Annotated in this window: 22 protein-coding genes; 8 read left to right on the forward strand and 14 right to left on the reverse strand. The window is 74.4% G+C overall.

Annotated features, from left to right (window positions below):
• The 3 genes from accB to AB0C04_RS25985 form a co-directional block, all read right to left on the reverse strand.
• On the reverse strand, positions 1 to 447 hold the full coding sequence (accB, locus tag AB0C04_RS25975; RefSeq protein WP_357059344.1) for an acetyl-CoA carboxylase biotin carboxyl carrier protein: 447 nt from the start codon (positions 445 to 447) through the stop codon (positions 1 to 3).
• 77 nt (positions 448 to 524) lie between these two features.
• On the reverse strand, positions 525 to 2261 hold the full coding sequence (locus AB0C04_RS25980; RefSeq protein ID WP_357059089.1) for an acetyl-CoA carboxylase carboxyltransferase subunit alpha: 1737 nt from the start codon (positions 2259 to 2261) through the stop codon (positions 525 to 527).
• The gene (locus AB0C04_RS25985; RefSeq protein ID WP_357059092.1) at positions 2258 to 2599 is read right to left on the reverse strand and encodes a TcmI family type II polyketide cyclase; all 342 of its coding nucleotides are present in this window, start codon (positions 2597 to 2599) and stop codon (positions 2258 to 2260) included. The genes AB0C04_RS25980 and AB0C04_RS25985 overlap by 4 nt, the downstream gene beginning before the upstream one ends.
• Before the next feature lie 428 nt (positions 2600 to 3027).
• Between AB0C04_RS25985 and AB0C04_RS25990 the strand changes: the two genes are divergently transcribed.
• The 5 genes from AB0C04_RS25990 (at position 3028) to AB0C04_RS26010 (ending at position 8310) form a co-directional block, all read left to right on the forward strand.
• A complete protein-coding gene (locus AB0C04_RS25990; RefSeq protein WP_357059095.1) occupies positions 3028 to 3876 on the forward strand; it encodes a BTAD domain-containing putative transcriptional regulator in 849 nt (282 codons plus the stop codon).
• Positions 3877 to 3960: 84 nt separating this feature from the next.
• Entirely contained in the window at positions 3961 to 4308 is a 348-nt protein-coding gene (locus tag AB0C04_RS25995) for a TcmI family type II polyketide cyclase (RefSeq protein ID WP_357059098.1), read from the forward strand.
• Positions 4309 to 4317: 9 nt separating this feature from the next.
• Entirely contained in the window at positions 4318 to 5667 is a 1350-nt protein-coding gene (locus AB0C04_RS26000; RefSeq protein WP_357059101.1) for an NAD(P)/FAD-dependent oxidoreductase, read from the forward strand.
• A 224-nt stretch (positions 5668 to 5891) separates the two neighbouring features.
• Positions 5892 to 6869, forward strand: a complete 978-nt coding sequence (locus AB0C04_RS26005) for a hypothetical protein (RefSeq protein ID WP_357059104.1) — start codon at positions 5892 to 5894, stop codon at positions 6867 to 6869.
• A 235-nt stretch (positions 6870 to 7104) separates the two neighbouring features.
• Complete coding sequence (locus AB0C04_RS26010) at positions 7105 to 8310, forward strand: low temperature requirement protein A (RefSeq protein WP_357059107.1); 1206 nt, start codon at positions 7105 to 7107, stop codon at positions 8308 to 8310.
• Between the two features lie 50 nt (positions 8311 to 8360).
• Here the strand turns inward: AB0C04_RS26010 and AB0C04_RS26015 are convergent, their stop codons facing one another.
• Positions 8361 to 9113 carry an Asp/Glu racemase gene (locus tag AB0C04_RS26015; RefSeq protein WP_350876332.1) on the reverse strand — a complete coding sequence of 251 codons (753 nt, stop codon included), beginning with the start codon at positions 9111 to 9113 and terminating at the stop codon, positions 8361 to 8363.
• Positions 9110 to 9937 (reverse strand): hypothetical protein, encoded by an 828-nt coding sequence (locus tag AB0C04_RS26020; RefSeq protein WP_357059110.1) that lies wholly within the window; start codon positions 9935 to 9937, stop codon positions 9110 to 9112. The genes AB0C04_RS26015 and AB0C04_RS26020 overlap by 4 nt, the downstream gene beginning before the upstream one ends.
• Before the next feature lie 251 nt (positions 9938 to 10188).
• Between AB0C04_RS26020 and AB0C04_RS26025 the strand changes: the two genes are divergently transcribed.
• Both AB0C04_RS26025 and AB0C04_RS26030 read left to right on the forward strand, forming a co-directional pair.
• Positions 10189 to 10395: a hypothetical protein gene (locus tag AB0C04_RS26025; RefSeq protein ID WP_350876335.1), complete on the forward strand. Its 207-nt coding sequence runs from the start codon at positions 10189 to 10191 to the stop codon at positions 10393 to 10395.
• 222 nt (positions 10396 to 10617) lie between these two features.
• Positions 10618 to 11577: a TIGR03557 family F420-dependent LLM class oxidoreductase gene (locus AB0C04_RS26030; RefSeq protein ID WP_357059114.1), complete on the forward strand. Its 960-nt coding sequence runs from the start codon at positions 10618 to 10620 to the stop codon at positions 11575 to 11577.
• A gap of 73 nt (positions 11578 to 11650) precedes the next feature.
• Here AB0C04_RS26030 and AB0C04_RS26035 read toward each other — a convergent pair whose 3' ends face one another.
• The 5 genes from AB0C04_RS26035 to AB0C04_RS26055 form a co-directional block, all read right to left on the reverse strand.
• A complete protein-coding gene (locus AB0C04_RS26035; protein ID WP_357059117.1) occupies positions 11651 to 13249 on the reverse strand; it encodes a hypothetical protein in 1599 nt (532 codons plus the stop codon).
• Between the two features lie 236 nt (positions 13250 to 13485).
• Positions 13486 to 15576, reverse strand: a complete 2091-nt coding sequence (locus AB0C04_RS26040; protein ID WP_357059120.1) for an amino acid transporter — start codon at positions 15574 to 15576, stop codon at positions 13486 to 13488.
• Between the two features lie 89 nt (positions 15577 to 15665).
• Complete coding sequence (locus AB0C04_RS26045) at positions 15666 to 16067, reverse strand: hypothetical protein (protein WP_357059123.1); 402 nt, start codon at positions 16065 to 16067, stop codon at positions 15666 to 15668.
• 288 nt (positions 16068 to 16355) lie between these two features.
• The gene (locus tag AB0C04_RS26050; RefSeq protein WP_357059126.1) at positions 16356 to 17126 is read right to left on the reverse strand and encodes a DUF5995 family protein; all 771 of its coding nucleotides are present in this window, start codon (positions 17124 to 17126) and stop codon (positions 16356 to 16358) included.
• A 113-nt stretch (positions 17127 to 17239) separates the two neighbouring features.
• Entirely contained in the window at positions 17240 to 20143 is a 2904-nt protein-coding gene (locus tag AB0C04_RS26055) for an AAA family ATPase (RefSeq protein ID WP_357059129.1), read from the reverse strand.
• Positions 20144 to 20336: 193 nt separating this feature from the next.
• Between AB0C04_RS26055 and AB0C04_RS26060 the strand changes: the two genes are divergently transcribed.
• Positions 20337 to 22844: an AAA family ATPase gene (locus tag AB0C04_RS26060; RefSeq protein WP_357059132.1), complete on the forward strand. Its 2508-nt coding sequence runs from the start codon at positions 20337 to 20339 to the stop codon at positions 22842 to 22844.
• Between the two features lie 14 nt (positions 22845 to 22858).
• On the opposite strand, the gene AB0C04_RS26065 is transcribed toward AB0C04_RS26060, so the two are convergent.
• The 4 genes from AB0C04_RS26065 to paaK all read right to left on the reverse strand — a co-directional run bounded on the left by AB0C04_RS26065 (position 22859) and on the right by paaK (position 26437).
• Positions 22859 to 23425, reverse strand: coding sequence for a dienelactone hydrolase family protein (locus AB0C04_RS26065; RefSeq protein ID WP_357059135.1), 567 nt, complete (start codon positions 23423 to 23425; stop codon positions 22859 to 22861).
• A 98-nt stretch (positions 23426 to 23523) separates the two neighbouring features.
• Complete coding sequence (locus AB0C04_RS26070; protein ID WP_357059138.1) at positions 23524 to 24633, reverse strand: nucleotide disphospho-sugar-binding domain-containing protein; 1110 nt, start codon at positions 24631 to 24633, stop codon at positions 23524 to 23526.
• A gap of 51 nt (positions 24634 to 24684) precedes the next feature.
• A complete protein-coding gene (gene paaI, locus AB0C04_RS26075) occupies positions 24685 to 25098 on the reverse strand; it encodes a hydroxyphenylacetyl-CoA thioesterase PaaI (protein WP_357059348.1) in 414 nt (137 codons plus the stop codon).
• 31 nt (positions 25099 to 25129) lie between these two features.
• Entirely contained in the window at positions 25130 to 26437 is a 1308-nt protein-coding gene (paaK, locus tag AB0C04_RS26080) for a phenylacetate--CoA ligase PaaK (protein ID WP_357059141.1), read from the reverse strand.
• Between the last annotated feature and the right edge of the window lie 42 nt (positions 26438 to 26479).

The raw sequence follows: 26479 nt of genomic DNA on the forward strand, positions 1-26479 counted from the left end.
TCAGGCCGGTTCCAGCGCGACCAGCGGCTGGTCGTACTCCACGGGCTGGCCGTCATCGGCCAGCACTGCGGCCACCCGGCCGCTCCGGTCGGTGGTGACCTCGTTCATCAGCTTCATCGCCTCGACGATCCCGACCACCTGGCCCGGCCGGAGCACGTCGCCGACGGCCACGAACGGCGCGGCCCCCGGCTCCGGTGCGCGGTAGAACGTGCCGACGATCGGTGACCGGACCACCGGGCGGGTCTCCGACTCCGGGCCGTCGGCGCCGGCCGCGGGGGCGGGCCGGGACTCCGGCGGTGCTTCCCCGGCGGTGGCACCGCTCGGGGCGGCACTACCGTGCCACTCCACCTCCAGCACGGTCTCGCCGCTGCGCAGCCGCACCCGCCGGACCGGGCCGGCCAGCTCGGCCACCAGGCGCTGGGCGTGCCGGCGCAGTCCGGCCAGCACCGCGTCCGTCCCCTCGGGCGCGTCGCCGGCACGCTCCGGTGCCGCCGGCGCCGTTGCGGGCCGGGCCGCTCCGGCGTTCACCGGGCACCCGCCCGGATGCCGGCGCGGGCCGCGCCGAAGCGCCGGAAGCGCTGACGACGGCGGCGCACCAGGGTCGCCGCGGGCACGTCGAGCAACGGCAGCAGCGCACCGAGCACCGCGTTCCGCAGCGTCCGCGCCACCGCCTCCGGCTCGGCGTGGGCGGCACCCGGCGGCTCCGGCACGATGTCGTCCACCACACCGAGGCGGTGCAGGTCCGGCGCGGTCAGCCGCAGCGCGCGGGCCGCCTGGGGGGCCGCCGAGCGGTCCGGCCAGAGGATCGCCGCGCAGCCCTCCGGGCTGATCACCGAGTAGACCGCGTGCTCGAGCATCAGCACCCGGTCGGCCACCGCCAGGGCCAGCGCCCCGCCACTGCCCCCCTCACCGGTGATCACCGCGAGGACCGGGGTGGGGAGCACGGTGAGGGCGAGGATGTTCTCCGCGATGGCCGCCGCCTGCCCCTGCTCCTCGGCGCCGACGCCGGGGTCGGCGCCCGGGGTGTCCACCAGGGTGATCACCGGCAGGCCGAGACGGGCGGCCAACCGCGCCAACCGCAGCGCCTTGCGGTGCCCGGCCGGGCTGGCCATGCCGAAGTTGCGGGCGACCAGCTCGGCGGTGGTGTGCCCCTTCTGGTGGCCGATCACCATGACCGACCGGCCGTCGAGGCGAGCCACGCCGCCGACCACGGCCGGGCAGTCGCCGCCGAGCCGGTCGCCGTGCAGCTCGACGAAGCCGTCGAAGGCGTTCTCCAGGTAGTCCAGAGTGGTCGGTCGACCCGGGTGCCGGGCCAGGCGTACCGTCGTCCACGGATCGGCGTCGGTCGAGCCGGGCTCGCTGGTCGGGCCGTCGATCGGGCCCGGCGCCACTGGGCGGACGGCGGCCGGCGGCGCCGGGTGCTGGCGGGGCACCGCGGGGCGAACCACCGGTCGCCGTCCGCCCTGGGCCGCCGCCAGCAGGGCGACCAGCCGCCCGCGCAGGGAGCGCCGGGGCACCACCATGTCGACCTGGCCGTGCCGGAGCAGGAAGTCCGCGGTCTGGAAGCCCTCCGGCAGGGCCCGGCCGGTGACCTGGCGGATCACCCGGGGGCCGGCGAAGCCCATCCGGGCACCGCTCTCGGCCACCACCACGTCGGTGTTGGTGGCGAACGAGGCGGCGACCCCGCCGTACGTGGGATCGGTGAGGACGCTGACGGTGAGCAGTCCCGCCTCGCGCAGCGCGGCGATGGCCTGACTGACCGTGGCCATCTGCATCAGCGACAGCGCGCCCTCCTGCATCCGCGCGCCGCCGGAGGCGGTGACCAGGACCAGCGGCACCCGGTCGTCCAGGGCGCGCTCGGCGGCCCGGGTGATCAGCTCGCCGACCGCGCAGCCCAGGCTGCCGCCGAGGAAGCGGAAGTCCATCACCGCGAGCACCGCCGGGTGCCCGCCCATGGCCGCGGTGCCGCAGAGCACCGCCTCGGTCAAACCGGTGCCGGCCCGGGCCGCGGTGAGCCGGTGCGGATACGGCAGCACGTCGACGAAGTCGATCGGGTCCAGGTCGGCGAGCCGGTCGGGCAGCGGTTGGAACGATCCCGGGTCGACCAGCTGCCGTACCCGGTCGGGCGCCCCGAGCCGGGCGTGCACCCCGCACTCGGGGCAGACGTCCAGGTTGCGCCGCAGTCGCTTGCGGTACAGCAGGGTGGCGCAGCCGGCGCAGCGGGACCAGAGCTGCTCCTCGCGCGGCGCGGTGGCGGTCACGACCGCCGCCCGACCGGCGCGGAGGCGTCGAAGCGGTAGAAGCAGCGGGCCATGGCGTCGCGCGGCGAGCGCCAGTCCGGCGAGTACGGCGAGATGTACGGCCGCAGTCGGGCACTGATCCGCTCGAACTCCGGGTGACTGCGCGCGGCCTCCACCGCTCCCTCCCCCGGCAGCTCGGTCTCCAGCAGGTGCACGTACAGGTCGTGCAGCCGGTACAGCGACCGGTGCCGGACCCCGGCCAGCTGCGGCAGCTCGGTGGCGTCGGAGTCGGCGAAGATCTCGGCGACCCGAGCCTCGGCGCTCGGGACCACCTTCGCGACGATGAGCGATCGGTCCATGGACGGGCCTCCCCCCACGGCGTGCGGCGCCGAGAGACGGTGCCGCACGAGCCGGACGACTGCCCGCCACGATGCGGCGCTGCTCGTCACGGCGGCGTCACCACGGAGGATCCACCGACGACGCTCATTGGTGACGCTGCGTTGACGCAAGCTGTGCGCGGGCTATGCGTCAGCTGACCGGCAGATCGTCCCGTCGGCAAATATTAGCAGTTCAGAGGCGTTCTCATGGTTGCCTGGCAGTCGTCATCGGGGATGCCACTGCGTTGACCCAGAGTGACCGCTATTGATAATCTTCATCACGGTCAGCCCGGCGGCCCGGGCGCGGCGCCGCGCCTTCGGCGTAGCGACGACGGCGACGTCGACGTCGCCAACAGCCGCGCCGGGGACACAGCCGACAGTCGGGACAAGCGTTCCACAGGGGGTGCTGCGTGGCCGCTGATCCGTCCATGCCGACGTCCGGGCGTCGACCCGGCACCGAGGTGTCACTGCGCCTGCTCGGCGGCTTCCAGTTGCTGCACGGCGAGGCCCCGGTCGAGGTGCCCCGCGGGCTGCAACGGGTGATCGCGCTGATCGGGCTGCGCCCCGGTGCCACCCGCAGCCAACTGGCCGGGCTGCTCTGGCCCGAGGCGCCGGAGGAGCGGGCGCTGTCGTCACTGCGTACCGCCCTCTGGCGGCTGCGGCAGGACCCGTGCTGCCCCCTCGCGGTCAGCACCGACACCGTCCGGCTCGACCCAGCGGTCTGGCTCGACGTGGACGAACTGGTCGGCACGGCCGCCCGGGTACGCGACGGCGACGATCCGCGGACGGCGGCCGGCGCGCTCGCCGCCGGCCGGCACGACCTGCTTCCCGGCTGGTACGACGACTGGGTCCTGCTGGACCGGGAGCGGCTGCGCCAACTGCGTCTGCACATGCTGGAACGGGTGGCCGGGCAGCACCTGGCGGCGGGCCGGCACGGCGAGGCGCTGGAGGCCGCGCTGGAGGCGATGGCCGCCGAGCCGCTGCGCGAGACACCGCACCGGTTGGTGGTCCGCATCCATCTGGCCGAGGGCAACGCCTTCGAGGCGGTGCACGCCTTCTACGTCTACCGCGACCTGCTCCTGCGCGAGCTGCGGCTGGAGCCCTCCCCGGCGATGTGCGCGCTGCTCGACGAGACGCTCGCTCCGATCCGGCGGGCCAGCCGGGACAGCGCCGGCACCCCGCGCCGCTCCCCCGGGCATCCCGGCCGCGCCCCGACCGGCCCGGCTCGACCGGCGTCACCGTCGCGACGCAACGCGTGACGGGGAGGTGACAGGCGGGCGGGCACGGTGGGCGGCACAGCAGTCCCGTGGTCCTTCAGGGGTGCCACCGGCGGAAGGGGTCCGATGAGCCGTCTACTGATCGTCAGCAGGATCGTCCCTGGCGCGGAGGGCCGCGTGGCCCAGATCTTCGCCGAGTCCGACTCGACCGAGCTGCCCGGCCTGACCGGGGTGACCCACCGGTCGCTCTACTGCCTGCACGACGTGTGCATCCATCTGATGGAGACCGCCGAGATCGACCCGGAGGCGCTGGCCGAGGCGCGCAACCATCCGCTCTACCAGCAGGTCAACGAGCGGCTCTCCGCGCACACCTCGCCCTACCTGCCGACCTGGCGCTCACCGCGGGACGCGATCGCCGGCTGCTTCTACCGCTGGGACGCTCTGCCCCTGCCCGCGCCCCGCGCCGCGGGCTGAGGGAACGCCATGTCCGCCAGACCCCCGCACGTCATCGTCATCGGCGCCGGCACCGGCGGGATGTGCCTGGCGCACGGACTGCGCCGGGCCGGGATCAGCGTCGCCGTCTACGAGCGGTACGACACCCGCGCCGACGGGTTGCTCGGTTACCGGGTCGGCATCGGCCCGACCGGCAGCCGGGCGCTGCGCGAGTGCCTGCCGCCGGAGCTCTTCGACGTCTATCTCGCCACCTGCGCCCGCTCGCCCCGCTGGTTCAACGTCATCACCCAGCGGATGCGGCAGACCGCGTCGTTCGAGCTGCGGCCGGACACCCACCCGGTCGACACCGAGCGCTCGGTGGCCCGGATGACCCTGCGCCAGGTCCTGCTCACCGGCATGGAGGACGTGGTCCACTTCGGCAAGACCTTCACCCGTTACGAGCAGCACGACGACGGCACGGTCACCGCATACTTCGCCGACGGCAGCAGCACGACCGGCGACCTGCTGGTAGCCGCCGACGGCACGCACTCGGCGGTCCGCCGTCAGTACCTGCCGCACGCGGTCACCCGGGACGCGGGCACGATCAACATCGCCACCCGGATCCCGCTCACCGCGCAGACCCGCGCGCTCCTGCCGGAGCGGCTCCAACGCGGCATCTCGCTGATCTTCGGTGTCGGCGGGATGATGGGCGTGCTGCACGTGATGGAGTTCAAGTGGGACGGTGACGGTCGGCTCAAGCCGGGGGTCGGCGAGGCCGATGCCGCTCTGATCGACCGGTGGCCCGGGCTGGCCCACGACCCCACCCGCGACAACATCAACCTGATCATCTGGAGCACCGCCCGCCGGTTTCCGCCCGACGTGATGCAGCGCCGGGGCGAGGAGCTGGTGCAACTCGCACTGGAACTCACCACCAACTGGCATCCGCACCTGCGCGAGCTGCTGGCCCGCAGCGACCCGGCCAGCGCGCTGCCGATCCGGGTCAGCACCTCCGAGCCGGTGCCGCCCTGGAAGAGCAGCACGGTCACCCTGCTCGGCGACGCCATCCACACCATGACGCCGGGTCGCGGGGTGGGCGCGAACACGGCGCTGCGCGACGCCGCTCTGCTCTGCCGGCAGGTCCGGCTCGCCGCGGCCGGCGACAAGACCCTGCTCCAGGCCGTCGCCGACTACGAGGCGGTGATGGTGCCCTACGGCTTCGCCCGGGTCGCGGACTCGCTGAACCGCAGCGGCACCAACGGCGACGACCGGATGTACAAGCCGGTCGTCGGCCGGCTCGCACTGCTCGGCGCACGCGGCTACTTCGGCGTCACCAGCCGGGTACCGCCGCTGCGGCGCAAGTTCGTCGATGACTTCTACACCTACCGGGGCGAGGAGGACTGACCGTAGCCGTCCGACCCCGGCGCCCGACGGGCGCCGGGGTCGTCGGCGTGTCCGCTCGCCGGCGTGCCGTCGCCACCCTCCGTCGCTTGTCGCGCACCGCCGGTACCTCCCGTCCCACCTGGGCGGCACAAGGTGGATCCTGCCTGTCGAACCGGTCGCGCATATGCGAAGCTGCGGCGGGTTTTTCTCATGACTTTTCCGACGAGGTGAGAGGGAGGTCTGCCGTGGCGTGGTCCTTCGGGCACTTCTTGATAGTGGTACTGGCCCTGCTGCTGGGCCTGGCGGCCGGCTGGCTGCTGCGCGGCCGGCAGGACGCACGGACGCGCGGTTCGTCCATCACGGACGGTGACCCGGTGGCCGGTACCGCCGTGCTGGCGACGCCGGCGCCGACGGCCGTCAGCGACCCGGGGCAGGCGCCGGCGACGGTCGATCCGGCGCCGAACGCGGTCGCCGACCCGCCGGCTCCGGTGGACACCGTCACCGAGCCCGCCGTGGTGAGCTCGGCGCACGACGGCCCGCCGTCCGACGTCGACCCGGCCGACATGGCCCTCACCGGTGACCCGGAGCCGGCCCCGGTGATCGCGCCGCGGCCGGTCCCGGTGGCCGAGCGCACCATCCCGGACGAGCCGACCGCCTCCGACGAGCCGGCGACCGAGCCCACCGGCGCGACGCGGTCCGCGCCCGCCGGGGAGCCGGCCGAGCCGGTCGCCGCGACCACCGAGGTGGACGAGCCGGCTGCCGCCGACATTTCGACACCGGCCACCCCGGTCGAGGAGCCGGTCGCCGCCGACACTCCGGTCTCGGCCAGTCCGGCGGCCGCGCCGGTCGTGGCCGGGGCGGAGCCCGCCGACGGCACGGACGAAGCCGTCGGCAACCCGGAGCCGGTCGCACCGGCACCGCGGCCGGCGGTCGCCACCCCGCCGGTACGCCCGGTCGCGGCGGCTGCCGTGGAGGTCGACGACTTCCGCCGGATCCAGGGCGTCGGGCCGAAGATGGCCGCGGCGTTGCAGGAAGCCGGGGTGCGGACCTACCGGCAGCTGGCCGAGCTGGACGAGGCCGGCCTGCGCGAACTCATCCGCGGTGCCGGTCTGCGGGCCGCGCCCGGTCTGGCCACCTGGCCGCAGCAGGCCAAGGTGCTCGCCGGCGCCCCGGACGAGGTGGTCGCGGCGCTGCCGACGGCGGGCGGTCCGGACCAGGCCTGACCCGGCACGACTCCGTGCCGCCACCGCGGCGCGCCCGCGACGGCGGCACGGAGTCGGCCGCGCCGTCGACGCCCGCGCGACGACCCGGGCCACCGGGCGTGGCCCATCCGTCCGGCGCCCCGCCGCATCATCGGCAAACCGGCATATCCGGCACGGCTCACTGCCGCTCTCGCTACCGTCGGTCGGTAAAGAGGCCCAAGGCCCGCCGAGCCGACCTGGTACCCGGGAGCAACCCGTGCCGACCGCCACGCCGGAACCGGCCCCGCAGCGGCACCGCGCGCCGATCCGCGACCCGGACGCCCCCCGCCGGGTGACCCTGCTCGAACTCTTCTTCGACCTGGTCTACGTGGTCGCGCTCGCGCTCATCTCCCGCGGCCTGGTCGAGGGACTCGACTGGTACAAGGCCGCGCAGGCGCTCATCCTGCTCGCCGCCCTCTGGTGGACCTGGGCCATCACCACCCTGGTCACCGACATGTACAACCCGGAACGCACCGAGATCAAGCTGCTGATCATGGCGGTGATGATCGGCGCGCTGCTGATGACCACCGCGATCCCGGAGGCCTTCGGCGCGCGCGGCCTCGTCTTCGCCGGCACCTACGTGGCGATCCACCTCGGCCGGGGGCTCTTCCTGATGCCCACGGTGCGGCACGAGCCGCAGACCCAACGCCGGGCCGCCCGGATCTTCATCTGGTTCGCCGTCTCGGCGGTGCCCTGGATCATCGGCGCCTACGTCTCCGGCGGCGCCCGGGTGGCCTGGTGGGCGCTCGCGCTCGCCATCGACTACACCGGTTTCCGGCTCGCCTACCCGGTGCCCGGGCTCGGCGTGGTGCCCACCGCGCAGCGCAACGTCACCGCCGAACACCTCTCCGAGCGCTACCAGCAGTTCTTCATCATCGCGCTGGGCGACGCCATCCTCACCATCGGCACCATGTTCAGCCTGGCGCACTCCGAGTTGGAGAACATCGCCTCGTTCGCGGTCGCCTTCGCCACCACCCTGCTGCTCTGGCGGATCTACGTGCACAAGTCCGGCGAGCTGCTGCCGAAGGCCATCGCCACCTCCCGGGCGCCCAGCGCGTTCCTGAACACCGCTCCCTTCACCCACCTGGTGATGGTCGCCGGGGTGGTCACCACGGCCGCCGGCTTCGACCTGATTCTGCACGAGTCGACCGGGCGTACGCCGCCGGCCTGGGTGGCGGTCATCCTCGGTGGCCCGGCGCTCTTCCTGATCGGCCGGGCCGCGTTCGAGTACGAGGTGTTCAGCCGGGTCTCGGTCTCCCGCCCCGGCGGGCTGCTGGCCCTGCTCACCATCTCCCCGGCTGTGATGTTCCTGCGACCGGTGTTCACCGCGCTCGGGGCCATGCTGGTGCTGGCCGGAGTGGCGGTCGCCGACGCGAGGCGCAGCTGGGGCCGCCCGCCCGAGGCGCCCGCACCGCCGCACTGACCGCACGCCCGCGAGCGGCACGCGCACTCTTTTGCGGGAGACCGCAACAGTCAGCGCGGGCCGGCCAGCAACCGTCCGGCGTCCGGCACGTACGGCGCGAGCCCGAGGCCGGTGAGCAGCTGGTGCACCGTGGCGGTGGCCGCGGTCAGCACCGGCCGACCGAGGCGCGCCTCCACCTGTGGCACCGCCGCCAGCGACGGCATCTGGACGCAGGCGGAGAGCACGATCGCGTCCACGTCGGTCAGGTCGAGCCCGTCGGCCAGGGCCACCAGCCGCTGCGCCGGGATCCGGCCCACCGCCACGTTGTCCGGCTCGGCGAGGCTCACCGCCCGGGTCACCTCGATTCCGTACCCGGCGAGGTAGCCGACGACGGTGGCGGTCAGCGGCGGCAGGTAGGGCGCGATCATGGCTATCCGCCGCGCGCCCAACGCTCGCAGCCCGGCCACCAGCGCGCCGGCGCTGGTCACCACGGGCATCGGGTGCCCGGCCCGGCCGGCCGCCCGGGCCAGCCGCCGCTCGGCCCGGTCATGCGCCCCGGCGCCGTCCGCCATCACCGCCACCAGGCAGGCGTACGCGAGCACGTCACACCGGGCGTCGGCCAGCTCCTCGGCGCAGCGGCCGCTGGTCCGGTTCATCCGGGCCAGCTCCGTCGCCGTCACCTGGTGCAGCCGTACCCGGCTGGCGTGGGTGGTGAAGGTGACGCCGGGATCGACCGCCTCGCGCCGGCGCAGCATCGCCGGGATCTCGGTCTCCATGGTGGTGTTCGAGCTGGGTACCACCAGGCCGATCCGGTAACCGCTCACACCAGCGCCCCGGCGTACCCCCGCACGCGCAGCCGCTCGCGGGCGCCGGCGCCCAGACGCACCTGGAGCCCGAGCGGCGCGGCGGCGCGGCGCACCTCGTCGACGTGCAGCGAGCCGTGCCGGTCCACGATGAGCACCGGCGGCTCCTCCCACTCCCCCTCCGGCAGGTGGAACGAGAGCAGCGTCACCGAGGTCGGCAGGTAGGCCGGGTACGCGGCACGGGCGGCCGCCTCGTCGCGGTGGGCGAGCACGACCAGGTCGGGCAGGTGGGTGAAGTCGGCGGCGAGCGGGCCCACCTTCCAGTGCGCCGGCTCCTCGGCCGCCCCGGTCAGGTGCCGGGACCGGTTCGCCGAGGTGATGTAGAGGTGGTCCACCCCCGTTTCGGCCACCGCCCGCTCGAAGAACGCGTTCGACGGGCAGGCCGCTCCGGGTGCGATCACCTGGGTGGTGCGGATGCCCCGGTCGTGCTGGGTGAGGTGGTCGGGCAGCCGGTCGGCGGCCGGGCCCCGGAAGCCGAACGGACCGGCGCCGTAGAGGGCGTCCATCAGCTGTCGTACCCGCCGCTCGGGCAGTCGGGGGGAGATCCGGGACCAGTCGAACATGTCCGGGATCCGGTTTGCCGGGGCGGTGATGCTGCCTACCTGGTCCACCGGCCGGCCCTTGGCCAGGTTGACCTTCCGCACGGTGTCCGCGTCGGGGCGGGTGACGATGACGTAGAAGTTCGCGAAGGCCGCCGCGACGACCGCGCCACCGGCCAGCGCGCGGGCCGCCGCGGCCAGGTCCGCGGGACCGTCGATGTAGAGCTGCGGTGTCCGGACGTCCATGAATCCTCCTCGGCGGGTGCCGTGAGGCCAGTTCTACGTCCGCAACGGCCGCCGGTGGCCAGGTCGGTCCTCGATCCGATAGTCGACGGGCGCGACCCGGTACGCCCGGACGATCCTCTCCGTACCACCGGATCGAAGGTGGCCATCCGGACGGCCGATCCGGGGTAGTCGATCGTGGTCGCCGTTAGCCGTTCGACGCGATTGGGTACATCGCCTGCACCTCGAACCCACCACACCTCAGGAGGCAACCCATGCGCGGCACCTCGATACTCGGAGTCATCGTCGTGATCTGGCTGATCATCGGTGCCATCGCCGCCGGTCAGCGCGGCTACTACAGCGGCGACGACACCAACTGCGCGGAGGCCGGCACCATCCTGGTCACCATCGTCGCCGGTCCGCTGAACTACATCGGCGCCAACCCGAAGATCGACTGCGAGCTCCCCCAGCCCTCCAAGTAGGACCATCCCGCGTCGGCCCGCGCCCAACCCCCGGGGCGCGGGCCGATCCGTGTCCCCCCGATCGGCCGCCTCGCTCGGATCACCCGACCGACGACCGGGCCTCCGGGGTCACAGCCCGCGGGCGTCCTAGGAGGCTGGGCTCGTCGGGCGGGCGGCGTTTGTCGGGGTGAGTGCCGGGAAGGGCTGCTGCGCCGGCGTCGGTACGGGAGAGGGAGTCAGCGCATGCAGATCGGCTACAAGCTGGCCACGGAGGGCTTCGGGCCGAAGGAGATCATCCGGCAGGCCGTCCGCGCGGAGCAGGCCGGCTTCGACTTCGTGGAGATGAGTGACCACTACCATCCCTGGCTCGAGACGCAGGGGCACTCCGCGTTCACCTGGAGCCTGCTCGGCTCGATCGCGGCGCAGACCAGCACGCTCGGCCTGGCCACCGGGGTCACCTGCCCCACCGTCCGCTACCACCCGGCGATCATCGCGCAGGCCGCGGCGACCATGGCGCTGATCTCCGACGGGCGGTTCACCCTCGGCATCGGCGCGGGTGAACGCCTCAACGAGCACGTGGTGGGACAGGGTTTTCCCAGTGTCCGGGGTCGGCACGAGCGGCTGCGCGAGGCGCTGGAGATCATCCGACTGCTCTGGCAGGGCGGCTACCAGTCGTACGAGGGCCGGCACCTGCAACTGGAGGACGCCCGGGTCTTCGACCTGCCGGAGACGCTGCCGGTGATCGCGGTCGCGGCCAGCGGGCACGAGTCGGCGACCCTGGCGGCGGAACTCGGCGACGGGCTCTTCGCCACCGAGCCGGAGCCCGCGATCGTCGAGCGGTACCGGGCCGCCGGCGGGCAGGGCCCACGCTACGCCGAGGCGCCGATCGCGTGGGCCACCGACGAGCGGCAGGCGGTCCAGGCGGTCCTGCAGACCAGCCGCTGGCTGGTCACCGGCTGGAAGGTGATGAGCGAGCTGCCCAATCCGGTGAACTTCGACGCGGCCAGCTCCCACGTGGAGGAGAAGCACATCCGGCAGCTCTTCTCGGTCGGTCCGGATCCGGAGCCGCACGTGGCCAAGGTCCGCAGCTACGTCGCGGCCGGCTTCGACCACGTCGTGCTGCAGAACGCCGGCCCCGACCCGGACGGCTTCCTCGACTTCTTCGCCAGCGACCTCGCCGGGCGGCTGCGCGCCCTCGGCTGACCCGACGGAACCGACCCGCCGGCGGCGATCCGGGGAGATCACCGCCGGCGGGTCGGCCGGGACGCGTACCGCGTCAGCGGAAGCAGTGCGCGATCGGGGGCGTGTTGCCCGCGCAGTTGGTGGACTCGTTCTCGACGATGACGCTCTCGTCGTCGATCCGGGCCCGGGCGTGCTGGGCGAAGATGCCGCCCGGCGCCAGCGTGGAGCTGTTGTGCACGATCTTGCTGGTGTAGACGGAGACCTGGCCGGCGGTGGCGTGGATGCCGCCGCCCTTCGACGCGGCGCCGGCCGCGTCGTTGCCGGTCACGTCGCTGCCCCGCACGAGCAGGTTCGACTTGTCGGCGTAGATGCCGCCGCCGGCGCCGTGCGTGGTGTTCCCGGCCACCACGCTGTCGTCCAGCGGGAGCAGACCCTTCACGGTGGAGATGCCGCCGCCGTTGACCGTCGAGGTGTTGTCCCGGATCGTCATCTTGCGCAGCACGAGCACCGCGTCGGAGTTGGCGAGCCCGCCGCCGATCTGGGCGGTGTTGCCGAGCACCTTCGTGTCGTAGACCTTGGTCCGGGCCGAGAAGCTGGCCAGACCGCCGCCCTGGGTCGCGCTGTTCTGCGCGAAGGTGCTGGTCTCGACCTCGGCCGCGCCACGGTAGTTGCCGAGCCCGCCGCCGTACGCGTTGGCGCTGTTGTGGTGGAACTGCGAGTTGCGCAGCGTCAGCACGCCGCCGTTGAGCAGGCCGCCGCCCTTGCCCGCGGCGCCGGCCGCGCTGTTGCCGACGAAGGTACTGTCGCTGACCACCATGTTGCCGTCGTTGAAGATGCCGCCTCCGCCGCCCTCCTTGGACAGCGAGGTGCTCTGGGTGACGGTGGTGTGCTCGACGACGGCCGTCGCGCCGTGCACGACGTGGAGGGCGCCACCCTCGATGGCCGAGCGCCCGTTGTGCAGCGTGACGTCGCGCAGGGTCAGCTCGCCGCCGTCGCGGACGGTGAAGAAGCGGAAGTCCTCGGCGTGCACGTGCCGGGCGATGGTGGCGCCCGCACCGTCGATGGTGATCGCGTGGTAGATCACCGGCAGGCCCGCCTTGTCGTCCTCCGGCTTGTGCGGCGGTGCCTCGGCGTCGCCCGGGGTCTCGGCGGCGTCGGCCGCCTCGCGGGCGTCGCGGATCCCGCCGTCGTACTCGTCGGCCTGGTGGAACGCCTGGGTCAGCGTGTACCTGCACTTCGGCGCGAGTCGCAGTGCCCCGCCGCCCTCGGCGTTGGCCCGCACCAGCGCCGCCACCAGCTTGGCCGAGTCGCAGGGCACCGAGACCACCTCGTGCCGTCCGGTCCCCGGGCCGTCGGCGCTCGGCTGCCGGCCGTCCCCGTCCCGGCCGTCCCCCATGCGGCCGTCCCGGCCGTCCCCGTTTCGGCCGTCCGGACGGCCGGCGCCGTCGCCGGCCGGCTCGCGGCCCGCCGCCTCGGCGCCGTCGCGCTGCTCGTGGCCCGCGTCGTCACCCTGCTGCACGCTTGCCGGCCGGCTGAGGTCCAGGAAGGGCAACTGGCGGTCGGCGGCGGTCGCGGCCACGCCGGTCGCGCCCGCCGCGCCGACGACCAGGCTGCCCGCCAACAGTCCACCAGCCAGGAACCACCGGGATCGTCGCCTGGGTCCTGCCCGTCGGCCTCCTCGGTACGTCGACATCGTCTCCTGCCTCTCCTACCCCGTGCCAGGACCGCGCCGATCCGGGCGCGGGGTGGGCGACGGGTCGTCGACCACCAAAAGTCACGATAGGGGCGCAATACGGACAGTAAGCCGTGAACGTGAATAGTCGTGCGATTCGTCTTCCCCATCGCCGCTACGCGGACACGTGGGCCGCCGCGCGGACGGCGGGCAGCGCGACGGGAACGTGGGCGGGCGACGGGTGCGGGGCCCCGCGATCAGCCGCCGACGTGGATGCCGGGGCGGCGGGTCGGGTCGGGCTCGCTGCGCCGGATGATCTCGCGGACCACCGGTGGGGTGTCGCCCCGACCGAGGATCAGGTAGCGCAGCAGATGCGCGATGGGGCTGCCCTCGGACCACTCGAAGTGACAGTGCGGGCGCACGCCGGTGACGTTGCGCAGCGCCAGCAGGATGGCCGCGATGGCGTTCGGGACCGCCGGGCTGCTGGCGCGCAGCACCCGGAAGCCGCCGACCTCCACCCCGTGCACCCGCAGCACGTGGCTGAACCCCGACGGGTCGATCACGTCGACCTCCAGGAAGAGCACGTCCGCCGCGCCGGGGACCGGGTTCATCCCGCGCTGGGCCCGCTCCTTAACGGTGTACTCCTTGACCGCGCCGCTGTCGCGCTTGTTGGCGATCAGGTGCAGCCGGCCGTCGTGCGCCAGAGACTCGGCGATGAACCGGCGGGCGGGCTCGTCGAACTCGATCCGCTCCGCCCGCAGCTCGGTGGTCCGGGACACCCGGGAGACCAGCGAGACGACGATGATGCCGAGGATGAACAGGCCGGAGATGGTGATGCCGTCCGGGTGCTCGATGATGTTGTCGCCCAGCGCGTACAGCAGCACCAGGGTGAGCACGGTGAACCCGGTGGCGGCGGCCCGGTGGTGGTGGCGGCCCGCCGAGATGGTCACCGCGATCGCGCCGGAGACCATCATCGCCAGGATCCCGGTGGCGTACGCGCCGGCCTGCGCGTTGACGTCGGCCCGGAACGCGAGCGTGATCACGAGGCTGACCAGGGTGTAGACCAGCACGACCGGGCGCACCGCCCGCCCCCACTCCGGCGCCATGCCGTACGACGGGAGGTAGCGGGGGACGATGTTGATCAGGCCGGCCATCGCGGAGGCGCCGGCGAACCAGAGGATCAGCACACTGCTGAGGTCGTAGACGGTGCCGAACCCCTCGCCGAGTTCGGTGTGCGCGAGGAAGGCCAGCGCGCGCCCGTTGGCCGCGCCGCCGGGCTGGAACTCCTCGGCGGGGATGAGCACGGTCGTGACGAAGGTGCTCAGCAGCAGGTACACCGACATGATCAACGCGGCGGTGGTGAGCAGCCTGCGCGTGTTGCGGATCCGGGCGGTGAGTCTGGCCTCCTTGTCCGGGCCGCTCGCGGAGACCAGCGGCATCATGCTCACCCCGGTCTCGAACCCGGAAAGCCCCAGCACCAGCAGCGGGAAGGCCAGCACCGCCGTCACGGTGAGGTCGGTCGGGCCGCTGAACCTGGTGAGCGCCTCGGTCCAGTTCGACAGCAGCGCCGGGTCGTCCGCGATCCGGCCCACCGCGACCGCGACGATCACCGCGTTCAACACCAGGAAGACGGCGACCAGCGGGATGGCCACCGCGACCGCCTCACGGAACCCGAGCAGGAACACCCCGCCGAGGATCAGCAGCAACACCACGGTCACCGCGACCGCGCTCCCCTGGTTGTTCAGCCCCTCCGGCAGGTACGGGTTCTCCAGCAGGTGCACGGTGGCGTCCGCCGAGGAGAGCGTGATCGTGATGATCCACGAGGTGGCCACGAAACCGAGCAGGATCAGCACGAAGAGCTTGCCCCGCCAGAACGGCAGCAGCCGCTCCAGCATCGCCACCGACCCCTGCCCGTGCGGGCTCTCCCGGGCCACCCGCCGGTACATCGGCAGCATCCCGCCGAGGGTCAACGCGACGATCAGCAGGGTCGCCACCGGGGAGAGCGCGCCGGCGGCCACGGCCGCGATGGCGGGCAGGTAGGAGAGGGTCGAGAAGTAGTCGACGCCGGTCAGGCACATCACCTGCCACCAGGGGTGCGACGGGGTCTGCCCCTCCACGGCCTCCGGGCCGACCGCCGACACCTGGTGCTGGAAGAGCCACCGGCGCAGCGGTCCGGGCGGCGGCGCCGGCGACACCGGGCTCGGCACCCGCTCGGGGATGGTTACCCGGCGACCGGTGGGTTCGGGGTGGCTGGGGTCGCGGGCGGCGCGCAGGGCGGGATCCGGCCCGGACGGGCGCTGCCGCCGCCGGCGCGCACGACCCGGTTGTCCCCCGTGCTCGTCAGCCATGTCCCCGTTCCCGCTTCACCGTTCCTGACCCGACGGTAGGCGGTCGTCCCGGTGCCGCCCGACGGAACCGACGAAGCCGGGACAACCGGTCAGTGCGTGACCGGGCCGGTCAGCGCCCGGGCCAGCGCCTCCGGGTCGGCGACGGTCACCGTCACCGCCGGGTGGCGCAACCACGGCCCGGGCGCCACCGCGGGAACCGCGGTATCGAACCGGACACAGACCCCACCGGCTGTGCTGGTGCCGAAGGTCGCGCCGCCGTCGGCGAGCGACAGGTGCGGCCCGATCACCCGCCACCAACGGTACGGGCCACCGCGCTCGACCCCGGTGACGTTGTCCCGGGTGGTCCGCAGCCGCCATGGCCCGAACCGGACGAGCAGTCGCTCGCCGTCCAGCTCGACCCAGGCCGTCCCCGGGTGGACGCCGATCAGCGCCAGCGCCGGACGGAACCGGTGGTCGAAGCGGAACGGGAAGCGCCGGCCGGGGCTGGTCACCGGCGTACCGCCCGGGCGTGGTTCACCTCGTACCGCCGGGGCAGGTGGGCCGGGGTGCCGCGCCGCGCGGCCGCGCCGGGCCAGGGTGGGCGGGACGAGGACGGGCGGCGGGCCGCCGTCGGGCCAGGACGGTCATGGCGCGCACGTACCCGGTACGGGTCGGCCGACACCCCCCGGAGCCGGCCGACCTGCGCCGAGGCCCTAGCCGTAGACCGGCGATCGGGTCCCGCGATGGACGCGTCCCCGCGTTCCGCCCCCCGGACGGAACGCGGGGACCCCCCGTCCCGGCTACTGCAGGAACGCCCCGAGGGGCGACAGCAGCAGCCGGCCGAGCGCCGCGGCATTCTCGTCCAGCCGGGTACGCTCGCACTCATGGGCGGCCGGGTCGTGCCGGCACCGCCAGATCTTCTGCGCGTTACGCCAGGCGACATCGCGGGTGTATTCGACCAGCTCCCCCTGGTACCAGTCGTCGATGTCGCCGTTGAGCATGTCGATGAGCAGCTGCCACCGCTCCAGGTAGCCCCGGCGCAGCCCGGGGATCTTGTCCGCGAAGATGTTGTTGATCTCGAGGTAGTCGTGGTGCTGGTCGCTGCCGTCGACCGGCTCGGACTCCAGGTGATCGAACGTGGTGACCAGCGCGAACGGCAGGTCGAAGTTGATGTGTGCGTTGACCCCGGCGGCTGCCGAGGGCAGCGGACGCGCGTCCGGGCCGCGCATCCGCTCGAACAGGCAGGACCAGGCCCTCGGGGTGCCCGGGCTCGAGTCGGTCCAGAGCCGCATCGCGTCGAAGTAGCGGGCCGCGAACTCCACGTCGAGCCGGGAGAGGAAGACCGGGTCGACGAAGCGGTCGTCGTAGAGCCCGTCCAGCACGCTGGACGTGATGGTCAGGTAGAGCTTGTTGAAGTCGGCCAGCGGGCAGCTCTCCTCCAGCGGTGGCAGCCGCACCAGGAGATCCTGCAGCTTGGTGAGGTGGTCGACCACCGCCGGCACGTCGGCGGGGTGATCGGCGAGCAGATCGACGATGTCCCGATGCACGGGCCCCCAGACCGGTTCGGTCATCTCTCCTCCACAAAGGTCCACGGCACCTCGGCACCGCCGGCGACAGGGCACAGCCTTTCAGCCGACACCTGTGCGCCGGATCAGTAGAACGACGTATACGGGCGCGCCCGGCCTCAACCGCGCCGGCTACGTAGCTGGATGGCGCTGGCCTGTACCCGGGTGCGGACCTGGAGCTTGTCGAAGATGTGCGACACGTGGACCCCGATGGTCCGCTCGCTGATGAAGAGCCGCTGACCGATCTCCTTGTTGGTCAGCCCCTCCGCCACCGCGGCGAGCACCTCCCGCTCCCGGGCGGTGAGCACGGCCAGCTCGTCGTCGGCCGGCGCGGTCTGCACCGCGTCCCGCCCGCCGCGCTGCTGCTCCGGCTGCTCCAACGACACCCGGGCCCGGGTGGCCAGAGTCTTGATCTCCGAGGTCAGCGGCACCGCGCCGAGCCCCTGCGCCACCTGGTACGCCTCGCGCAGCAGCCTGCCGGCGGTCGCCACCCGGCTGCGCCGGGCCAGCAGCGCCTCGGCCTGGCGCAGCCGGGAGTACGCCGCCGGGTAGGGGTGGTTGCGCCGGTCCCACTCGGTGACCGATCGGGCCCACAGCTCCGGGTCGCTGCCGTCGAGCCGGCTCACCTCGGCGGCGCAGAGCGCCAGAAAACCGTCGACGACGTTGCGGACCGGCCCGGCGGCCTTCTCACTCTTGCCGGCCACCCGCTCGGCCACGTCACGCAGCCGCCGCACCGACGTCTCGTCGACCGCCACCGCCCGGCTGGCGTGCGCCTCGGCCTCGGCGCGCAACCCGTGCCAGACCAGCGCGGCGAGGATCGCCACGTCGTCGGAGCGGCTCTCGGTCAGGCCGCGCTGCACGGCCTGCCGGGCGAGGTCGTGCCGCCCCTGCCACATGGCCAGCCCGGCGCGCAGGGTCAGCAGCGGGATCACGTGGCGGGCGCCGCCACCGGCGAGCACGGTGGCCACCGAGTCGAGATCCCGGTTGGCCGCCTCGATGTCGCCGTAGCCGACCGAGAGCCGGCAGCGGGCCAGCAGCAGCTCGACGGCGTCGGCGCCGGACGGGCGGTGCCGCAGCGCCGCGGCGACCACCTTCTCCGCCTCGGCCCACTGCCCCACCCGGAACAGCCCGTTGGTGGCGATCGCCAGCAGCCGGGTCTCGTAGGTGCGACCCAGCCCCAACTCGGCGACCCGCTCGGCTCCCCGGCGGGCCACCACCACCCCCTCCTCGAGGATGTTCAGCGGGCCGGTCAGCAGCTCCGCCAGGTGCAGGTACGCGCAGGCCACGTCGTCGGGACGGCCGGCCCGCTCGGCGGTCGCCAACGCCCGCCGCATCACCGCCAGGCCGGCGTCCGGGTCCTCCAGGTAGGCCTCGCTGAAGCCCAGCGCCGCACTGGCCAGCACCACCTCGGAGGTGGAGCCGTCCACCGCGGCGGCCAGCTCCAACGCCTCCCGGGCCCGCAGGCCCGCGTCGGCGTACCGGCCGAGGTGCAGCAGCAGCTCGGCCAGGTGGGCGGCGGCGGTGGCCCGCTCGCGGGGTGAGCAGTCGGCGGCCTCCAGGGCCAGCCGGTACTCCGCCTCGGCCAGCGCGGAGCGGCCGGCGGCGGCGAGGTAGCGGGCCCGGCGGATGTGCAGCGCGCAGGTCGACATCCCGTCGATGCGGGCCAGCTCCTCGAGCAGGGCCAGCGCCCGGGCGTGCTCGCCGCAGTGGTGGGCCGCCTCGGCGGCGTGCCCCAGCAGCTCGGCCCGGTCGACCGCGAGCGGCCCACCGGCCAGGTTGTCGGCCAGCTGCAGCGCCGCCGACCAGTGCCGGTGCGCCTCGGCGAAGCCGTGCAGCCGCTCCGCCTCCTGGGCCGCGGCCATCGCCGCCGGCAGCGCCCGGGCCGGCTCACCGGCCCGCCGCCAGTGGTAGGCCAACCGGGCCTGGTGCAGCTCGGCCTCCGCCGAGGTGAGCGCCTCGGCGTAGCGCCGGTGCAGCGCCGAACGCTCGGCCGGCAGCAGCTCGTGCTCCAGCACCTCGGCGACGAGCCGGTGCCGCAGCCGGTAGCCGTCGTCGGCGCCGACCAGCAGCCGGTGCGCGACGGCGGCCCGGACCGCCTCGATGAGCTCCTGCTCGGGCAGCGGGACCACCCGGGCGAGCAGCCAGTGCTCCACCGGCTCCACGCCGGCGGCGACCGCGTGCACCACCGCGTGCGCGTGCTGGGGCAGCGCGTCGACCCGGGCCAGGAAGATCTCCCGCAGGGTGTCGGAGAGCCCGTCCCGGCCGTCGCGCAGGTCGCGGGCCAGCTCCTCGATGACGAACGGGTTGCCGCCGCTGCGCTGCCAGACCTGCTCGGCGGCCTCGGCAGGCAGCGGGTCGCCGACCACCGCGGCGGCGAGCTGCTCGGTGTCGGAACGATCCAGCGGGGCGAGGTCGAGCACCCGTACCGAGCGCAGCCGGCGCAGTTCGGTGAGCACCCGGCGCAGCGGGTGCGCGCCCTGCAGCGACTCGGCCCGGACGGCGGCGAGCACCGTGAGCTGAAGGTCGCCGAGACCCGCGAGCAGGTAGAGCAGGAGCTGGCGGGTGCTCCGGTCGACCCACTGCAGGTCGTCGAGGATCAGCACCAGCGGCCGGCCCTCGGCGACCAGGTGCAGCCCGCGGGAGACCCGCTCCAGCAGCGCGCCCGCGCCGTCCGGCCCGGCGGTCTCGTCGGCGAACATCTGCAGCAGCCCACGCACCGCCGAGGAGGTGCGGGCGTGCGAGGTGGACAACTCCGCGTCGAAGCGCCGCAGCGCCTGCAGCAGCGGATGCAGCGGCGAGGCGTCGCCGATGTCCAGGCAGGAGCCGGTGAGCACCACCGCGCCCGCGTCCCGCAGCCGGGCACCCACCTCGCGCAGCAGCCGGGTCTTGCCCACGCCGCTCTCGCCGCTGAGGAAGACGGCGGCCGTTTGCCCCTGCGCGACGTCGTCGAACAGCGCGGCCCGGATCGCCTGCACCAGGTCGGCCCTGCCGACGAGCGGTGCAGTGTCCACATCGCTGGCCATGGCACGCAGCCTAATCACATGCCCCCGCACCGTTCTACGGCCGCATCCCGCATGTGGTACTCCTCGCGTCGACATTGCGACCAAAGGTTGCGCGCGGCCGACATACGTCGTCCTACCGATCCCCCGTCGGCCCAGGGGTGCCAATCTCCGGAGGTCGTAGTTATCAACGGGGGGAAGGGCAGGTGCGATGCCCATGACCACCATCGTCGCCACCACGCCGCGCGTCCCGTCGCCGCGCTGGCCGGTGCCGGAGGAGAGACGAACGGTCACCGTCCTGTTCGTCGACATCGTCGGCTCCACCGCACTGGTGGACCGGCTCGACCCGGAGGACGTGCGGGCGCTGCAGCGGGCGTACTTCGACACCGTGGGGCGGGTGCTGCGCCGATGGCACGGCGTGGTGGAGAAGTACATCGGCGACGCGGTCATGGCGCTCTTCGGCGCGCGGGAGTCCGACGGGTTCGACGCCTACCGGGCGGTCCGGGCCGGCCTGGAGATCCAGCGGGCGCTGGACGGGCGACCGTTGGTGGGCGGCACCACGATCCGGGTCCGGGTCGGTGTGGCCACCGGGGAGGCGGTGGTCGACCTGGCCGCCGCCCGCAGCGGCGGCCACGGCGCGGCCAGCGGCGCGGTGATCACCACCGCCGCCCGGTTGCAGGAGTACGCGCCGCCGGGCGCGGTCGCCCTCTGCGCGGTCACCCACCGGGCCACCGCCGGGCTGGTGACCCAGCGCCGGCTCGCCCCGGTGACGGTGCCCGGCCGGGTGCCGCCGATGACGGTCTGGCACGCGGTCGGGCCGGCCACACCGCCCGCCCCGCGCCACGACGGCCCGCTGGTCGGCCGCCGCCGCGAGCTGGCGACCGTCCGGGACCAGATCGTCCGGGCGGTACGCGAGCGCAGCCCGCGCTGGGTGGCGGTGGTGGGACCGTCCGGCAGTGGCCGCAGCCGGCTGCTGCACGAGCTGACCCGGGCGGTGGGCGCGGTCGACGGGGCGCCGGTGCGCTGGTGCGTCGCGTCCTGCCCGCCGTATCCGGAGCAGCCGCTGGCCCCGGTGGCGGAGCTGCTGCGCGGGCTGGCCGGCGCCGGCGTCGACGACCCGCCCGCGGTGCTCCGCGAACGGTTGGCCGCGACGCTGGCGGGCCTGTTGGCCCCGTCCCGGCTGGCGGTGGCGCTGCCCGCGCTGGAGCGGCTGCTCGCCGCGCCGGACGGCACCGCCGACACCGCGGCGGGAGCGGCCTGGTGCCAGGAGATCCTGCTGCGCCTCGCCGCCCGTACGCCGGTGGTGGTGGCGGTGGACGACCTGGACCGCGCCGCCCCGGCGGTCGGCCGGTTCCTGCACGCGCTCTTCACCGCGGCGGCGGCGCGGGAACTGCCGCTGGTGGTCGTCGCGCTGCACGGCCAGGACCGGGCCGACGAGCTGCCGGCTGCGCACCCGCGCTGCCAGGTGCCGGTACGCCCGCTCGCCCCGGTGCAGACCGGTCGGTTGCTGCGCCACCTGCTGACCGGGGCCGGTCAGCAGGTGAGCCTGGTCGAACGGTTGCGCCCCCTGGTCGGCGGCTACCCCGGCCACGCCCAGGCGTACGTCCGGTCCCTGGTGGACGGCGCGGACCCGGTGGCGCCACCGATGCCCGAGGCGATCCGGCGGGCGGTCGGTACGGAGCTGGACCGGCTCGACGGTGAGCGGCGGGCCGCGCTGATGGCCGCCGCGACCCTCGACGTCCGGTTCAGCGAAGCGGCCGTGGAGCGGCTGCTCGGCTGGACGCCCGGCCGGGCGCGCCCGGTGCTGTCCCTGCTGCTCGACGCCGGCCACCTGCTCGCCCACCCGGCCGGCGGGTACGCGATCGCCACGCCGGCGCTGCGCTGGCTCGCCGCCGACCGGCTGACCCGGCGGGTCCGGCGCGTCTTCGCCCGCCGCGCCGCCGACGCCACGCCGGTGGGCCCCGGCGTGCCGGCGGCGCACCGGACGACCGTCACCCGCCCGGCGCCCCGGCGAGCGTCCGGCGACGACCGGACCGACCCGGCGGCGGTCGAGCGCACCCGGAGCACAGCCGTCCGGTCGGCGGAGCCGGTCCGGAACACAACCGTCCAGTCGGCGGAGCCGGCGCGGAGCGTCCCCGGGCGACCGGTGCTGCCGGACCGTGTCCGAAAGGCCCCGTCGGCGGCGTCGAAGCAGCCCACCGGGAGCAGGCCGGCAGCGGAGTTGATCTCGCCCACCCGAAGCAGGCTGGCGCCCGTGGCGACCCCGCTGGCTCGGAGCGGGTCGGTGGCGGGGCTGACACCGCCCGCGCGCGCCGGCGCGACCACCGGGCGCAGCCCATCGGCGCTGGTCAGGCCGGCGCCCGAGCTGACGTCGCCGACGCCGGCCCGGTCACTGTCGGTGCCACCGAAGAGGTCGCTGTCGGCGCCGCCGACCAGGTCGCCGTCGGTGCCGACGAGGTCCCTGTCGCTGGTGCCGAGTCGGGCGCTGTCGGTAGCGGCGACCGGGCTGCCCGCACCCGACGCACCGGGATTCGCAATGGCGCGGCACGCCGGTACGGCGTCACCGGGGCGACGTGGCGCGGCGCGGGACGGCCATCCGGCCGCGCCTCGCCGGCTCGCCGTGGTCTCCGTCGAGTCCGGCCCTCGGCCGGATCCGCCCGGCCGACCGGCCCCGACCAGGACGGCCCCGCGGCGATGGCGACATCGGGCCGAGGCGGCTGCCTGAGCGTGACCCGGGTGTCAGCGCGCGTCGAGGAAGGCCAGGGCGCGGGCCCAGGTCGCGTCGGCGGCCGCCGCGTCGTAATCGGGCACCTCCGGGTCGGTGAAGAGGTGGCCGACGCCCGGGTAGCGCAGCACCGCCAGCTCGGCGCCGGCCGCGGTCATCGCCCGCCGCCACTCGTCGAGCTCGTCCGGCGGCTCGTAGACGTCGGGGTCGGCGAGGTGCAGCTGCACCGGCAGACCCGGCCGGACCGCGTCCGGCGAGCCACCGGAGCCGTGCAGGAGCAGCAGGCCGGCTGACTTCGGGCGGTCCGCGAGCAGCGCGCCGGCCACCCCGGCGCCCATCGAGAAGCCGGCCAGCACCGTCTCCGGTGGCAGCTGCCCGGCCGCCGCCCGGGCCCGCTCCAGCACCACGTCCCGGCCCACCTTCTCCAGCAACGCGAACCCGTCGTCGACGGTGTCGACGGCCGGCACGCCGTAGAGGTCGGGGGTGGCCACCTCGTGTCCGGCGGCACGCAACCGGTCGGCGGCGGTCAGCACGGCCGGCCGTAACCCGTACACGGAATGGAACAGCGCGATGTGTGCCATCGGACCATCCTGCCCCACCTGCCCCGCGGTGCCGGGTCGCCGGGCCGGAGCCCGGCAGGTGGGTCACGGTGGCTGGGGCCGGCGTCGCGCCCGGCCGGTCAGCGCAGCGCTTCGAGCCGGGCGACCAGCTCCGCGGGCCCCGGCATCGCGGCGATCTCCTGGCTGACCTCCGCCGCCGCCGCCCGCAGGGCCGGGTCGGTGACCAGCCGGGTGAGGGTGTCGGCGGTGATCTCCCGGGGTGCGACGGCGAGGCCGGCGCCCCGGCGGGCCACCAGCTCCGCGTTCTGCCGTCGGTCACCCGGCCCGTGCGTGGCGAGCTGCGGCACACCGGCGATCAGGGCGGTGTAGACACTGCCCGCCCCGCCGTGGTGGACCAGCGCCGCGCTCGCCGGCAGGGCGCCGTGCAGCGGGATCCAGTCGACCGTCCGCACGTTGCCGGGCAGCGCCCGCCGAGCGGTTCGCCGGTCCGGCCGGACCAGCACGAACTCGGCGTCGACCCGGGCCGCCGCGGCCGCCACGGCGGGCATCGGCCCGGCGTCGCCCGGGCCGGTCAGGGTGCTACGGGTGACCAGCACCCGGGGTCGGTCGCCGGGCTCCCGCAGCCATTCGGGCAGCTCACCACCACCGAGGTAGGAGGCGTACCGCATCGGCCAGCCGTCCTGGCGCAGCACGCTGGGCGGTGCGACGGCGATGGCCGCCGCCGGTGGGGGCAGCTCGGTCAGGCCGTGCCGGCGCAGCGTGCCGGCCAGCCGGGCGGTGGTGGCCCGGAGCAGTTCCCGACCGTCGAAGAGCGCGTTCTCCTGCCGTACCGCCGGCACGCCGAGCCGGGCGGCGGCGAGGGCCCCGGCCGGCGCGAACGGCTCGTACAACACCAGGTCGGGCTTCCACCCGGTGGCGAGCGTGAGCACCGGGTCGGCCAGCTGGTCGTTGAGCGCGCCGAAGAGCAGGCCCGCGCCCCGGGTGCCGGCCGTCCCGGCGAGTTCGGCCCGGGCGATCAACGGGTGGCGGAGGAAGACGCCGCGGGCGATCCGACCGAAGTCGAATCCCGGCGCGACGTCGTGCACCGGCAGCTCGGACTCCGCGACGGCCAGCCCGTCGGCGCCGGTCGCGACGAGCACGTCGTGCCCGGCGTCGCGCAGCGCGGCGGCGAGCGGCACGAGCGGGAAGGCGTGACCGATCAGTGGTGCGGAGACCACCAGGACGCGCATCCGTCGATCCTATCCGGACGGTTGCGCCCCGACGGCCCGCCGGCCACGGGATCAGTCGGCGGGCGTTGGTCCGCCGCCGTCTCGGGGGCGGTCGGCGTCGGCGAGGGTACGGCTGCGCCCCCGGAACTCGGCCACCACCTCGCCGTCGTCCCGGGTGACGGTGACGTCGTAGATGCCGCTGCGGCCGTACCGGGTGCGTTCGGTGGCCCGGGCGGTCAGCACGTCGTCGGCCCGGACCGGCCGGATGAAGCTGATCTCACCACCCGCCGCGACGGTGACCGGCCCCCGGCTGTTGCAGGCCAGGGCGAAGGCGGTGTCGGCGAGCAGGAAGACGAAGCCGCCGTGGGCGATGGCGTGGCCGTTGAGCATCGTCCCGGTCACCCGCATCCGGGCCACCGCGGCCCCGTCGGCCGCCTCGACCAGCTCGATGCCGAGACCGCGGGAGGCCAGGTCGGCGTCGAACATGTCGTACGCCGCGTTGCGCTGCCGCCCCACGTCAGCTCGCCTGCCGCTGGTCGACGATCCGACGCATCTTGCCCATCGACCGCTCCACCGCGGCCGGGGCGGTCACCTCGACCGCGACGCTCACCCCGATGGTGTTCTTGACCAGGTCGACCAGCGCGGCGCCGGCCCGCTCGGCGGCGTCGGGCGTCACCTCGGCCCGCCGCTCGACCCGGACCGTCAGGGTGTCCATCCGGCCCTGCCGGTCGAGCACGCACTGGAAGTGCGGGGACAGTTCGGGGGTACGCAGGATCAGCTCCTCGATCTGGGTCGGGAAGATGTTCACCCCACGGACGATCATCATGTCGTCGGAGCGTCCGGTGATCTTCTCGATCCGGCGCATCGGCCGGGCGGTGCCCGGCAGCAGCCGGGTCAGGTCACGGGTGCGGTACCGGACGACCGGCATCGCCTCCTTGGTCAGCGAGGTGAGCACCAGCTCACCGCGCTCGCCGTCGGGCAGCACCGCGCCGGTGGTCGGATCGATGATCTCCGGGTAGAAGTGGTCCTCCCACAGGTGCAGCCCGTCCTTGGTCTCGACGCACTCGTTGGCCACCCCGGGGCCCATCACCTCGGAGAGCCCGTAGATGTCCACCGCGTGCATGTCGAGGCGCTGCTCCATCTCCCGGCGCATGTCCTCGGTCCACGGTTCCGCGCCGAAGATGCCGACCTGCAACGAGGTCGTACGCGGGTCGATGCCCTGGCGCTCCATCTCGTCCAGGATGGCGAGCAGGTAGCTGGGGGTGACCATGATGACCTCGGGTTCGAAGTCGCGGATCAGCAGCACCTGCCGCTCGGTCATGCCACCGGAGACGGGGATGACGGTACAGCCCAGCTCCTCGGCGCCGTAGTGCGCGCCCAGCCCTCCGGTGAACAGGCCGTAGCCGTACGCGACGTGCACCCGGTCGCCGGGGCGGCCACCGGACGCGCGGATCGACCGGGCCATCAGGCGGGCCCAGGTGTCCAGGTCGGCGCGGGTGTAGCCGACCACGGTCGGCCGGCCGGTGGTGCCGGAGGAGGCGTGCAGCCGGGCGACCCGCTCCCGGGGCACGGCGAACATGCCGAACGGGTAATTCTCCCGCAGCTCCGCCTTGCCGGTGAACGGAAACCGGGCCAGGTCGTCGAGGTCGCGGCAGTCGTCCGGATGCACCCCGGCGGCGTCGAACGCCCGGCGGTAGTGCGGAACGTTGTCGTACGCGTGCCGCAGCGACCAGCGCAGCCGCTCGCGCTGCACCGCCCGCAGCTCGTCGACGCTGGCCCGCTCGATCGGATCCAGCTCCTCGGGACGGGGGGTGCGGTCCTGCATCGGTTCCTCCTGCACGGCGATTGTGGGCGCCGCTCGGCTCCG

It is taken from the genome of Micromonospora sp. NPDC048909, assembly GCF_040649635.1.
In the GTDB taxonomy this organism is placed as follows: domain Bacteria; phylum Actinomycetota; class Actinomycetes; order Mycobacteriales; family Micromonosporaceae; genus Micromonospora.